The sequence below is a fragment of the Pelagimonas sp. genome (assembly GCF_058892305.1).
Genome location: NZ_JBZXVN010000028.1, coordinates 14,771 through 27,895, shown reverse-complemented (window position 1 = coordinate 27,895; position 13,125 = coordinate 14,771). Strand labels below are relative to the sequence as shown.

The following is a 13,125-nucleotide window of genomic DNA, read 5'->3' as shown; positions in this document are numbered from 1 at the left end:
AATGATGCGTGCTCTGACCAAGAGAAAACTGCGGCTTGGACCTTCATTCTTGGCGCTCTTCCAAGGGGGGCCAAACAACTCAATGCTCTGGGGAGCGAGGGGACTGATTTGTCGAAAGACACGTCAACGCTCGATACAATTGTTTCCTATGCCGACAAGGCATCGAAACTGGATAAAGGTGTCGATGCGGTTCAAGAGGCGGTCAAGGAAGGCGGCCCTTGGGTCACCGAAACCTTCACTCAAATATCATCTGGCAATTTGTGGGGGTTCGGTTCGGGTTAGTCGGAGCAGTCTTTGCTATTCTATATCGTCGCCTTGCGACGATTGCGCCCGACCCGCCCCTTGGGCGGGCGCATTTGCGCCCACCCCGTGTCGGGCGCGATATCGTTGATAGGCTGCAGTGGTCGGTTGGCATGTGTCTCGTCCGGCCTTGGGCCGGGCTGCGCCTGACTCTCCCCAAAGGGGGGGCGATATTGGATGTCATGCATCACACCAATGTTGTTCGCGTCGAAGGGCAGGGACCCCTTCATTGGGAGTTGCGCCCGCCCAGGGTCAGGCGCTGCCCTTGGCGTTTGGCCATTCACTTAAGGTAAGGGAACTCCCTTGTTTGTCTTCTGGTGCGATGGCATCGACATATGGGCGGGCGCGATATTGCCGAGGGGGCGGGGGCCGTTGATCCTTGTTCTGGCTTGTCGTACACCGAACAAAAATGAGCGGTGGTTGCTATGACTGTTGAATTCCCTGTGGTGCGGGGGCGTCTGACGCCTGATCGTGTGTTGAATGACCTGACCTGGTTGCGGGTTGGCGGACCGGCGGATGCTTTGTTTCAACCGGCTGATCTTGACGATCTCAAGGATTTTCTAAAATCCTTATCCCCCGACATTGCGGTGTTTCCGATGGGGGTTGGGTCAAACCTCATCGTGCGCGATGGCGGCATTCGCGCCGTTGTGATCCGCATGGGGCGGGGGTTTAACCATATCGAGGTTGAGGGCAATCGCGTGACCGCCGGTGTTGCGGCGCTGGATGCGCATGTGGCGCGCAAGGCGGCCGCAGCGGGTGTTGATCTTACGTTTTTGCGCACCATTCCCGGTGCGATTGGCGGTGCGGTGCGGATGAACGCGGGCTGCTATGGGTCCTATGTGGCGGATCATTTCGTTAGCGCCAAGGCGGTGACGCGGGCGGGCGAGCTTGTCACGCTCACAGCCGAGGATTTGAATTTTCAGTATCGTCAAACCGATTTGCCCGAGGGCTGTGTGATTGTTGAGGCGGTGTTTGAAGGTGTGGCGGGCGATCCAGAGGAATTGGACGCCCGAATGACAGCGCAGTTGAAAAAGCGCGATGAAACCCAACCGACCAAAGACCGCACCGCCGGCAGCACATTCCGCAATCCGGCGGGGTTTTCCAGCACCGGCAAGGCCGATGATAGCCATGAGCTAAAGGCGTGGAAGGTGATTGACGACGCGGGCATGCGCGGCGCAACCATTGGTGGTGCCCAGATGAGCCCGATGCATTCGAACTTTTTGGTCAACACCGGCGGGGCGACGGCGGCCGATCTCGAATCATTAGGCGAAGAAGTGCGAAAAAGGGTTTTCCAAAAGAGTCAAATAGAGCTAGTATGGGAAATTATGCGGGTTGGTGAACCGGCGCAATAATGGACGCAGGTCCAAGGGATAGGCCACAAGGCAACGCCCACGCGACGCAAGCCCACATAAAACGGCCACAGGCAGGTCGTATATAATAATTTAGGGGAAAGCCCGAAAAGGGATAAACCCCATGTAAATGAGGCGGTACTGGGATGTCGAGCAGGACACTCCCGAAAGTAGCGGTGTTGATGGGTGGGCCTTCTGCGGAACGCGAAGTCTCTCTGTCATCCGGGCAGGAATGCGCTGCTGCTTTGACGGGCGAAGGTTATGAGGTTGTAGAGATTGATGCGGGGGCCGATTTGGTCGCTCGCCTTCAAGCTGTTCAACCGGATGTTGTTTTTAATGCGTTACATGGCCGTTGGGGCGAAGATGGCTGTGTGCAGGGCATTTTGGAATGGATGGGGCTACCCTATAGCCATTCCGGGGTTCTTGCCTCGGCCCTTGCGATGGACAAAGAACGCACCAAAGAGATTTATCGCGCCGCTGGTTTGCCGGTGGCCGAGAGTGTTTTGGCCGGGAAGGCCGAGGTTGAGGCAGGGCATGTTTTGGCGCCTCCCTATGTGGTTAAACCCTATAACGAAGGGTCGTCGGTTGGCGTTTACCTCGTTAGTGAGGCCGCCAACAGCCCGCCGAAATTGTCCGATGATATGCCCGAAACAGTCATGGTCGAGGCCTTTGTGCCGGGTCGTGAATTGACGACAACCGTGATGGGCGATCGTGCGTTGGCGGTGACCGATATTTTGACCGATGGTTGGTATGACTATGACGCCAAATACAAAGAAGGCGGGTCGCGCCATGTGTGCCCGGCCGAACTACCCGAAGAGATAACCGCCGCCTGTCTTGATTATGCGTTGCGTGCGCATGACGCCTTGGGCTGTCGCGGTGTGAGCCGTACGGATTTTCGGTGGGATGACAGCAAGGGGATTGATGGTTTGATCCTTTTGGAGACCAATACGCAGCCGGGCATGACGCCAACGTCGCTCTCGCCCGAACAGGCGCAGGCGGTTGGGGTGAGTTTTGGTCAGCTTTGTGCCTGGATGGTGGAGGATGCCTCATGCAACCGTTGAACCGCAAAGCCAAAGCCGCCAATGCCAAAGTCGCCCGGCACGATCCCGCGCCATCGCGTTTGAAATACCGGATGGAGCGGCTCAAGCTCACTCCGGGGTTTCGGTTTTGTATGCGGGTTGTGTTGCCCTGTGCGGTGGCCTTTGGGGCGGTGTCGCTTTGGGCCTCGTCCGGTGATAACCGCGCCGCGTTTAACCAGATGATCGCCGATGTGCGCGAAACCATCGAAAGCCGCCCGGAATTTCAGGTCAAGCTGATGGCCGTTGACGGGGCATCGCCCGCCGTGGCCGAACAGATCCGGCTGGCGGTTCCGGTTGATTTTCCGATTAGCTCGTTTGACCTTGATCTCGGCAAGATGCACGAGACCGTGGTCGCCATGAATGCGGTCAAGACCGCGCAGGTTCGCGTGCGCCAGGGCAATGTGCTTCAGATTGAAGTCGAAGAGCGTGTCCCGGCTGTTTTGCGTCGTGGTGACCGTGGGCTTGAGCTTTTGGACCAAAGCGGGGCTTTGGTTGGCCCGGCGAAATCCCGGTCTAAACATGTCATGCTTCCGGTGATTGCCGGGGAAGGGGCCCATGACGCGGTTCCCGAAGCTCTTGATCTATATAAGGTGACCGGCCCGTTGCGGGTGCGGTTGCGCGGGTTCGAACGCATGGGCGCGCGGCGCTGGGATGTGGTTCTGGACCAAGGCCAGCGCATCATGTTGCCAGAAGACAATCCGGTGAGGGCGCTGGAACGCACCATCGCCATGGACCAAGCCATTCAAATGTTGTCTCGCGATTTGATCGTGGTGGATCTGCGCCTTCCGCGCCGCCCAACCATTCGCATGGGACAAGACGCAACTCAGGCCATGTGGGCCGCAAACACAATCAATGCTGCTGGGGAATAAGAAGAAATGATCGAGCTTTACGAATCCCAACGGGCGATGCGCAACATGCGCAAAGCGGCGATGCAACGCGGGGTGGTGGCGATTTTGGACGTGGGAAGTTCCAAGATTGCCTGTCTTGTTCTGCGATTTGACGGATCGGACCCGACCGATGACAGTATCGGTTCGCTGGCTGGGCAATCCGGGTTTCGGGTTATTGGCGCGGCGACCACCCGGTCGCGCGGCGTCAAATTCGGTGAAATTTCCAGCATGGGTGAAACCGAACGCGCCATTCGCACCGCTGTTCAGGCGGCGCAAAAGATGGCCGGTATTCGCGTCGATCATGTGATTGCCTGTTTCTCGGGGGCGGGGCCACGCAGTTATGGTTTGGCGGGCAATGTCGACGTCTTGGGGGTGACGGTTGATGAACAAGATGTCGCCCGTGTGCTAAGCTCTTGTGACGTGCCGGATTTTGGCCATGGTCGCGAAGTTTTGCACGCGCAGCCGGTGAATTTCGCCTTGGATCACCGCTCCGGTCTTGATGATCCGCGTGGGCAGATCGGCAATGAATTGGCCTGTGATATGCACATGCTCACGGTGGATGCGCAGGCGATTCAAAACATCGCCCATTGCGTCAAGCGCTGTGATCTTGAATTGGCTGGTTTGGCCAGCTCGGCCTATGCGGCGGGTGTTGCGGCCTTGGTCGAAGACGAACAAGAGCTGGGCGCGGCCTGTATCGACATGGGTGGCGGAAGCACCGGCGTGTCGATCTTTATGAAGAAACACATGATTTTTGCCGATACGGTGCGCATGGGCGGCGATCATGTCACGTCTGATATTTCTATGGGCCTTCAGGTGCCCACGGCGACGGCGGAACGGATCAAGACATTTTATGGCGGCGTTGTCGCCACCGGGATGGATGACCGTGAAATGATCGAAACCGGTGGCGAAACCGGCGATTGGGAACATGACCGTCGCACCGTGAGTCGCGCCGAATTGATCGGCATCATGCGGCCGCGTGTCGAGGAAATCCTCGAAGAGGTGCGCGGTTGTTTAGATGCCGCGGGCTTTGACCATTTGCCAAGCCAACAAATCGTGCTGACTGGTGCAGCAAGCCAGATTCCGGGTTTGGATGGATTGGCCTCGCGGATTTTGGGCCATCAGGTGCGACTTGGTCGTCCCTTGCGTGTGCATGGTCTGCCGCAGGCCGCGACCGGTCCGGGTTTTGCCGGGGCTGTTGGCCTGTCGCTTTTTGCGGCGCATCCGCAGGACGAATGGTGGGATTTCGAAATTCCGGTCGACAAGTACCCAGCCCGCAGTTTGAAGCGTGCGGTACAGTGGTTCCGCGACAATTGGTAAGACGAAGGTCAGGAAAACCGGAGGTCGGGTTTTCCGCAAGTGACTGACATCAATGAGAGCTTTAGTTTTGAGCTCAACAGGTCCTTTCAGGTTATCTGAGAGGACCTTTTGTTTTGATGCGTCGCCCATGCGCCCGATTTGAAAGCCTGCGAAATGCCTTTGACGATTTTTCCCCACACTTCGGCCTTTTTCCAACTGGATATGGATTATCCGTTTTACGTGCATCCCAAAGGTGTGACCCATGGCACCGACGTCGTCGATACCTGGACCGGTGAGAACAGCGCCGAATACTATGTCGGTTGGGGCGGCAATGATGTGCTGTTTGGCTATGGCGGCGATGACACGATCTGGGGTGGGAATGGGTCGGACAGCATGGATGCCGGTGACGGCGAAGATTTGGTTTATGGCGGGTCGGGCAATGACGTGATCACCGGATCGCAAGGGTCCGACACGGTCTATGGCGGCAGCGGCAACGACCAGATTTGGGGCGATCATTCAACGGCCCCCGGTTCGGATGTCAGTCAAACCTATGACGATTATCTAGATGGGGGAACGGGCGACGATTCCCTTTATGGCGAAACGGGTGACGACACGCTTTTTGGCGGTGACGGCGATGATGATCTCAGCGGCGGTGACGACGATGATTTTCTTGCCGGGCAAGATGGGGCCGACACCTTGAACGGCGGCAATGGTCAGGACACGGTGATTGGCGGTGCTGGCAATGATGTTTTGTATGGCTGGCACGGCAATGACGACATCGAAGGTGGCGGCGGTGATGATGTTGTCTATGCCGGATATGGCGCGGATACCGTTAGCGGTGGCAGTGGTGTCGATACGCTTGCCGGTGGGCAGGGTAATGATGTGCTGTCCGGCGATGATGGCGCGGATCTGCTTTATGGTGAGGCGGGGCACGATCAGTTAAGCGGCGGCAATGGAGCCGACCTTTTGACCGGCGGCGCGGGGGATGACGGCCTATCGGGGGGGCGTCATGCGGATACATTGTCCGGCGGCGATGGGGCTGACACCCTGAATGGCGGCGGTGGCAATGACGATCTTTATGGAGGAAGTACCCTTGGTGAGGCCGACGTGTTCGTCTTCGCATCCGGGCGCGACACTGTGTTTGACTATGAGGTTGGTGTCGACGAAATCCGCCTTGAGGGAGGGTTGTCCTCCTCCGGCGGATATACATGGAGTGCTGTGACAACCCTGTCGAGCGGTGGGGCGCATGTGTCCGGCATTGAGATTGATTTTGGCGGGGGGGACCTGCTTTTGGTCGACAATGTCGTTGATATTGCTGACCTGACGTTTGTCTAGGGAGCAGTGGCGCGTGTCCTGTGGCTTGGTTGGCGCTGTCTACTATATATAGATGGTGCCCCATATTCCTTGGTGACAGGGGGCATTGGATTTGCTAAGGATGATTTAACCGCTCCGTTCAAGAGACGCGGCAATGGGATCGAGCAGAATCCCGACATTGTTATTCCTGACGTAGCGCATCTCCTCCCATGCGCCGCGCCTTTTGTCTTGTGTGTCGTTTTGCGAAACCCACATAATCTATCCAGCTAAGCGAAATACCGCGAGTTTCCGCCAAAAACATGCCATATTTGGTATGAAATGCGTGTTTTTTGCGTGACGCGGGGCGTCTCTGTCGCTATTCTGACACGAAACGGGCCGAAAACAGGCCTGAGTGATTGTCAAAGCACAGGCGGAAAGCACATGACATTGAACCTCACCATGCCCGGTCAGGAAGAGTTGAAACCTCGTATCACCGTATTCGGCGTGGGCGGGGCAGGCGGTAACGCCGTGAACAACATGATTGAAAAGAACCTCGAAGGCGTTGACTTCGTGGTTGCCAACACCGACGCGCAAGCGTTGCAGCAAAGCGCGTCTACATCGCGCGTACAGCTTGGCGTGAAAGTCACCGAAGGTCTGGGCGCGGGTGCGCGGGCCACGGTTGGCGCGGCTGCGGCCGAAGAAAGCATTGAGCAAATCGTTGATCATCTGGCGGGCGCGCACATGTGCTTTATCACCGCTGGTATGGGCGGCGGCACCGGAACTGGTGCAGCCCCGATCATCGCACAAGCCGCGCGTGAACTTGGTGTTCTGACCGTTGGTGTTGTCACCAAGCCCTTCCAGTTTGAGGGCAACAAGCGGATGAAACAGGCGGAAGATGGCGTTGAGAACCTGCAAAAGGTTGTCGATACGCTGATCATCATTCCGAACCAGAACCTGTTCCGCCTAGCGAATGAAAAAACCACCTTTACCGAAGCCTTCAGCCTTGCTGATGACGTTTTGTATCAAGGTGTTAAGGGTGTGACCGACCTTATGGTGCGTCCCGGCCTGATCAACCTCGACTTTGCCGATGTGCGCGCCGTTATGGACGAAATGGGCAAGGCGATGATGGGCACAGGCGAGGCCGAAGGCGAAGATCGCGCCATTCAGGCGGCGGAAAAAGCCATTGCCAACCCGCTTCTGGATGAAATTTCGCTCAAGGGCGCGAAGGGTGTGTTGATCAACATCACCGGCGGCCATGACCTGACCTTGTTCGAACTGGACGAAGCGGCCAACCGTATCCGTGAAGAAGTGGATCAGGAAGCAAATATCATCGTCGGGTCGACCCTTGATGATGGTCTTGATGGCATGATGCGCGTTTCGGTTGTTGCAACCGGAATTGATGCGGTTGAAAGCCATGCTGAAACACCGCTTCCGCGCCGTTCGCTGTCCCAGCCCGGATCGACAAAGGCCGTTGATGCGCCTGCTGTTGCACCGGCACCTGTTGCGGCGGCTGCTGTGGCTGCGGCCGCAGCTCCTGCCCCATCTCCGGCTCAGGCACCTGAGGTTCAACCTGAACCCGTTGCCGCGCAGTACCAAGAGCCAGAGCCCTCGCTTTTCCAAAGCATCGACGCTGAACGCGCCGCCGCCGAGGAACAGATGGAAACCATTTTCGAGGACGAGCAAGTTCTTGATGATGATGGTCTGCCACCTCCGGCCTATCAGCCTGCGGTCGCGGAATTCCGTCCTCAGCCGGACACCATCGAAGCCGATCCTCAGGACTTTGTCGCGCCGCGTGGCCCGGCAGCCGGTGGCGCAAGCCCGGATATGGTCGCGCGTGTCAAAGCCGCAGCCGCCCGGAGCCGTGAAGAACAAGCCGCGCCCATGCCAGACGCAGAAAAGCCGCGCTTTAGCGTGAATTCTCTGATCGGTCGCATGACCGGCCACGCGCAGCAGCCAGCGGCCCAAGAGCCAGCCCCGGCCCCTCGTCGTCAGCAACCTCCGGTTCAGGCGCAACGTCCGGCGCCGGCCCCGATGCCAGAGGCGGAAGCCGAGCCAGAAGATGACCGCATTGAAATTCCAGCTTTCTTGCGCCGCCAGGCCAATTAAGCCGATTTCAGAGACGTTTCTCAGAACGCCTCCGGTCTTCCGGGGGCGTTTCTTTGTGTCAGATGTGTCGATTCCGTGAAGTCGTTTTCTAAAAATCCAGACAATTGAGCGGAGTTCCCTTGTGGGTAAACCTGTGGGTCAGTTCGTATATTCCCTTAATTTCAACGGCTTGTTGAGGGCAAGCGGTGGGTGCGCGGGCTTTCGCCCATGACAGTTTGTGGATGTTTCACTTGGTTACAATCTTTGATTTGAGCCAGTGCCGCACATTTCGTATCTCAATGTCCAAAGCCGCGCCCGAGTGGGGAGGGAGGCGGTAACCAAAGGATGCCACGTGCAGACAACCATTCAATCGGCAATCACCTTTCAGGGCTTTGGCCTGCACTCCGGGAAACCGGCCTGCCTGACGATCCGCCCCGCTGCTGCCGGTTTTGGCATCTGGTTTCAACGCACCGATATTGACAGAGGCGACACGCGCATACCGGCGCGCTGGGATGTTGTTGATGCCTCGCCTCTGTGCACGATGCTGCGCAACTCCGAAGGTGTGAGCGTTTCGACAGTTGAACATGTGATGGCGGCCCTGTCGGGGTGCGGCGTGCATAACGCGTTGATCGACATCGACGGCCCCGAAGTTCCCATTCTTGACGGATCGAGTATCCCCTTTGTGCGCGAAATTCTCGCCCATGGGTTGCAACAGCTTGATGCCCCCTTGCAGGTTATCGAAATCCTTGCCCCCGTGACGGTTAAAACCGATCAGGGGTGGGCGCGTTTGAACCCGGCGGTTCCCGGTCAGGGTCTTCAGATGGATTTCCACATTGATTTCGTGGATCGCGCTATCGGCCAACAGGACAAGCGTCTGAACCTGGCCAATGGTACATTTGTTCGCGAACTTTGTGATAGCCGGACGTTCTGCCGTGCGGCGGATGTTGATGCGATGCATGCCGCGGGCAAAGCCCTGGGCGGCACCTATGAAAATGCGGTAGTTGTTGACGATGAAAAGGTTTTGAGCCCGGGCGGTTTGCGCCATCGGGACGAAGCCGTTCGCCACAAGATGCTTGACGCTTTGGGCGATCTGGCTTTGGCCGGGGCCCCGATTGTTGGTCATTACGAGGGGCACAAAGCCGGTCATGCGATGACAAATGCCTTGTTGCGTGAGCTGTTTGCCACGCCTTCCGCATATCGGGTTCGCCTTTGCGATGATGCGTTGGCACAAAACTTGCCCGGAGCGGGTGTTGAACAAGATGAAATCCCGGCTCTGTACTGACGTTTTTGACATGCGCGGTCCCTTGCGCATGAAATCCACGTTAAGACGTTTTGCACCGGAAAATTCTGTGCTAGACCAAATCCAATAGGGTCACGCAAGGTGGCCAGACTTGAGATCAAAGGGTAGTCGCGCATGGCAGGGGGCAGATCACGAATTTTGCTGATCGGGACAGCCTTGAGTGTTTTGACACTGGCTGGCTGTTCGCAACTGGAGCCGAAAGGTACCGGTCCAGGGGGAACACCGCTCGAAAGCTACACGGCCGAGCAAATCTTTGAACGCGGCGAATACGAGTTGTCGATCAAAGACTATGAAGAGGGGGCGATCTATTTCAGTGAAATCGAGCGTTTGTACCCTTATTCGGAGTGGGCCAAGCGCGCCTTGATCATGCAGGCCTTTGCCCATCATCAGGACAAGAACTATGAAGAGGCGCGTTCAGCTGCGCAGCGCTTTATTGATTTCTACCCCGCGGATGATGATGCCGCCTATGCGCAGTATCTTTTGGCGCTAAGCTATTACGATCAAATCGAGTTGGTTGGCCGCGATCAAGGGCTGACCTTTCAGGCGCTACAGGCGCTAAGAACAGTTATCGAACGCTATCCCGATAGCGAATATGCGCGCTCATCCATCCTGAAATTCGACCTGGCCTTTGATCATTTGGCCGGCAAGGAAATGGAAATTGGCCGCTATTATCTAAAACGCGATCACTTTGGCGCAGCGATTAGCCGATTCCGTGTTGTGGTTGAGGATTTCCAAACCACCAGCCACACCGCAGAAGCGTTGTATCGTTTGGTCGAAGGGTATCTTTCCTTGGGTCTTGTCCAAGAAGCTCAGACAGCAGCGGCGATTTTGGGCCACAACTATCAGTCGTCCGACTGGTATAAGGATGCGTTTTCATTGCTCAAAGGGCAGGGGCTTGAGCCCAAGTTATTTAGCGGCAATTGGATGGGAACCGCTTATCGTCAGACTGTGAAGGGCGAATGGCTCTAAGGATGGTGTGGACAGTGGTCCACACGGGCAATGGCTAATGCTGCGCGCACTTGAAATCAGAGACATGTTGATCATCGACCGGTTGGACCTCGCGTTCCAACCGGGCTTGAATGTTTTGACCGGGGAAACCGGGGCGGGCAAATCCATCTTGTTGGATTCGCTGGGGTTTGTTTTGGGCTGGCGTGGTCGGGCCGAGCTTGTGCGCAGTGGGGCCAAGCAGGGCGAAGTGACGGCGGTGTTCGACTTGAACGAGAGCCACGCCGCGCATGTGGTGCTCGAAGAGGCGGGGTTGCCGGGTGGCGATGAATTGATTCTACGTCGGGTGAATACCGCGGACGGACGCAAAACCGGCTGGGTCAATGACCGCCGGGTTTCTGGCGATGTGTTGCGGCAATTGTCGGCGACTTTGGTCGAGCTGCATGGTCAACACGATGACCGTGGATTGTTGGACCCAAAGGGGCATTTGGCCATTTTGGACAGCTATGCCGACAATGAAAAACAGCGTGACAAGGTGCGGCACACCTGGGCGCAGGTTGGCAAGGCCAAACGGGCCCTGACCAAGGCGCAAGAGGCCTTGGACGAAGTGCGCGCCGAAGAAGAGTTCCTGCGCCACGCGGTGGATGAGTTAACGAAACTTGGCCCCGAACCGGGCGAAGAAGCGCAGCTTGATCAAAGCCGACGCAAGATGCAGCAGGCGGAAAAAATCCGTGATGAGATCGCTCAGGCGTCGACCGCTCTGGGATATGATGGGGCCGAAGGGGCGATGGCAAACGCGCTTCGCTGGCTTGAAGGGGCGTCGGACAAGGCCGATGGCCGGTTGGATGCGCCGCTAAATGCCTTGACCCGTGCCATGGTGGAATTGGACGAGGCTTCGCGCGGAGTTGCGGATTGTCTGGACGGGTTGGAGTTTAGCCCGGTTGATCTCGAAGATACCGAAGAGCGGTTGTTTGCCTTGCGAGGATTGGCCCGAAAACATCAGGTGCAACCGGATGAATTGGCGAGCCTCGCCACCGAATTGACCGGGCGTTTGAATGCGCTTGATGCGGGTGAGGCGCAGATTGGTGATTTGAAAGCCGCGCTTGCGCAGGCGGAAGCGGCCTATGATGTGGCGGCGCAAAAGCTTAGCGATAATCGGCGCAAGGCGGCGAAGCGTTTGGACGTGGCGGTGGCCTCGGAACTGGCTCCGCTCAAAATGGAACGTGCGGTTTTTGTGACTGAAATCAGTGAGATGACCGCAGGCGGCGAAGGCCGGGATGCGGTTTGTTTTTCGGTCGCCACCAACCCCGGATCGCCCGCTGGGGCCTTGAACAAGATCGCCTCTGGCGGGGAACTCTCACGCTTTCTTTTGGCTCTCAAAGTCTGTCTCTCGGAAGAGCGCAACGATGGCGTCACCATGATCTTTGACGAAATCGACCGTGGTGTAGGCGGGGCGACGGCGGATGCGGTTGGCCGACGTCTCAAGGCGTTGTCGGAGGGCGGGCAGGTCTTGGTTGTCACGCATTCACCGCAGGTTGCAGCGCTTGGGGGGCACCATTGGCGGGTGGCCAAACATGTCACCGCAGGGGTCACAACATCCGATGTCTCGCCTTTGGATGAGGCCGAGCGCGAAGCCGAAATCGCCCGCATGTTGTCGGGCGATACGGTCACAGACGAGGCGCGGGCGGCGGCACGGGCCTTGTTGGCCGGTTAAGCGCGCCGCGTTTCGGTTGTTTGGACCAAGGCCATCAAACCCAAAGAACAGAGCAGCAATGTCATTCCCGACGCAATGGTGCGAAGGATATTGAACCGCTGCCAGCGGGGGGAATAGGCGTGCCAGATGTCTTGGGCTTTTTGTGGGTCGTCTGGAACGATCTGATTGGCCAGTGCGTCGTTCATTGGAACATTGACCACCATGGTTAAGACCAAACCGCCGCATAGATAAAGCAATGAAGCCAATGCAAAATACATGGCTGCTTTGGGCGCGGAGTTTTGCCAGGCAAAGACCGCCGCCACGGCGATAACCAAGGGTGTCGCAAAGAATATCGGGGCGAATGTGGCGTTGCGCACGCTGGCGTTCATGGCCTGCATCGCTTGGATGGCGACATCGGGTGGCGCGGCATCAAGCCCCCACATGGTTGAGCAAATCCAAGCATAAAAGAAGCCAAAGATGGCGCCGGAAAAGCCGATCGCGGCCACGGCTGAGATGCGCGCGAGGGTTTTCATGACGCGATACCTTTTGGGCGAAACAGGTTGGCAGCGATGGCAAGGGCCGCGAGCTGCGCAGCAATGACGGCAGGCCAGATTTCAGGGAAAGCCGGGTCAAAGTATTTCTGTGGCCCAAAGCTTAGCAAAGCCATAACGGCCGCCAACCCCGACAATACCTTGCCCCAAAACCCGGTTTTCAAGTTCAGGGCCGCTACAGCGCAGGCGATGGACGCGGCGAGAAAGGGGGCCATGGCAAACAATGCAATGGCGCGCGGCGGGTGGGGGGCGACGCCTGCAAAGAGGGCGGCAAGCATCACGGCCTGTAACACTATCAAGGTCCAGAGGGAGGCGGCCAGAGGTGAGGAGTGGGTCATAAATTTATC

Annotated in this window: 12 protein-coding genes; 10 read left to right on the top strand and 2 right to left on the bottom strand. The window is 57.5% G+C overall.

Annotation, left to right across the window (positions count from 1 at the left end; genetic code table 11):
* The 10 genes from AC5EFR_RS11570 to recN form a co-directional block, all read left to right on the top strand.
* The coding region (locus AC5EFR_RS11570) for a hypothetical protein (protein ID WP_493575963.1) at positions 1 to 282 on the top strand (282 nt) is incomplete at its 5' end.
* Positions 283 to 725: 443 nt separating this feature from the next.
* Positions 726 to 1,652, top strand: a complete 927-nt coding sequence (gene murB, locus AC5EFR_RS11565) for a UDP-N-acetylmuramate dehydrogenase (RefSeq protein ID WP_493575962.1) — start codon at positions 726 to 728, stop codon at positions 1,650 to 1,652.
* Between the two features lie 143 nt (positions 1,653 to 1,795).
* Positions 1,796 to 2,710 (top strand): D-alanine--D-alanine ligase, encoded by a 915-nt coding sequence (locus tag AC5EFR_RS11560; RefSeq protein ID WP_493575961.1) that lies wholly within the window; start codon positions 1,796 to 1,798, stop codon positions 2,708 to 2,710.
* Entirely contained in the window at positions 2,698 to 3,597 is a 900-nt protein-coding gene (locus tag AC5EFR_RS11555; RefSeq protein ID WP_493575960.1) for a cell division protein FtsQ/DivIB, read from the top strand. Before AC5EFR_RS11560 ends, AC5EFR_RS11555 begins: the two co-directional genes overlap by 13 nt.
* Positions 3,598 to 3,603: 6 nt before the next feature.
* Entirely contained in the window at positions 3,604 to 4,932 is a 1,329-nt protein-coding gene (gene ftsA, locus AC5EFR_RS11550; RefSeq protein ID WP_493575959.1) for a cell division protein FtsA, read from the top strand.
* Between the two features lie 201 nt (positions 4,933 to 5,133).
* On the top strand, positions 5,134 to 6,246 hold the full coding sequence (locus AC5EFR_RS11545; protein ID WP_493575958.1) for a calcium-binding protein: 1,113 nt from the start codon (positions 5,134 to 5,136) through the stop codon (positions 6,244 to 6,246).
* Positions 6,247 to 6,645: 399 nt separating this feature from the next.
* Positions 6,646 to 8,310, top strand: a complete 1,665-nt coding sequence (ftsZ, locus tag AC5EFR_RS11540) for a cell division protein FtsZ (RefSeq protein WP_493575957.1) — start codon at positions 6,646 to 6,648, stop codon at positions 8,308 to 8,310.
* A 331-nt stretch (positions 8,311 to 8,641) separates the two neighbouring features.
* On the top strand, positions 8,642 to 9,571 hold the full coding sequence (lpxC, locus tag AC5EFR_RS11535; RefSeq protein WP_493575956.1) for a UDP-3-O-acyl-N-acetylglucosamine deacetylase: 930 nt from the start codon (positions 8,642 to 8,644) through the stop codon (positions 9,569 to 9,571).
* Positions 9,572 to 9,703: 132 nt separating this feature from the next.
* Entirely contained in the window at positions 9,704 to 10,558 is an 855-nt protein-coding gene (locus tag AC5EFR_RS11530) for an outer membrane protein assembly factor BamD (RefSeq protein ID WP_493575955.1), read from the top strand.
* Positions 10,559 to 10,595: 37 nt separating this feature from the next.
* On the top strand, positions 10,596 to 12,248 hold the full coding sequence (gene recN / locus AC5EFR_RS11525; RefSeq protein ID WP_493575954.1) for a DNA repair protein RecN: 1,653 nt from the start codon (positions 10,596 to 10,598) through the stop codon (positions 12,246 to 12,248).
* Here recN and AC5EFR_RS11520 read toward each other — a convergent pair.
* Together AC5EFR_RS11520 and AC5EFR_RS11515 are read right to left on the bottom strand one after the other, a co-directional pair.
* Positions 12,245 to 12,760: an anthrone oxygenase family protein gene (locus AC5EFR_RS11520; protein WP_493575953.1), complete on the bottom strand. Its 516-nt coding sequence runs from the start codon at positions 12,758 to 12,760 to the stop codon at positions 12,245 to 12,247. The genes recN and AC5EFR_RS11520 overlap by 4 nt on opposite strands.
* Entirely contained in the window at positions 12,757 to 13,116 is a 360-nt protein-coding gene (locus tag AC5EFR_RS11515; protein WP_493575952.1) for a hypothetical protein, read from the bottom strand. The genes AC5EFR_RS11520 and AC5EFR_RS11515 overlap by 4 nt, the downstream gene beginning before the upstream one ends.
* Positions 13,117 to 13,125: the final 9 nt, after the last annotated feature.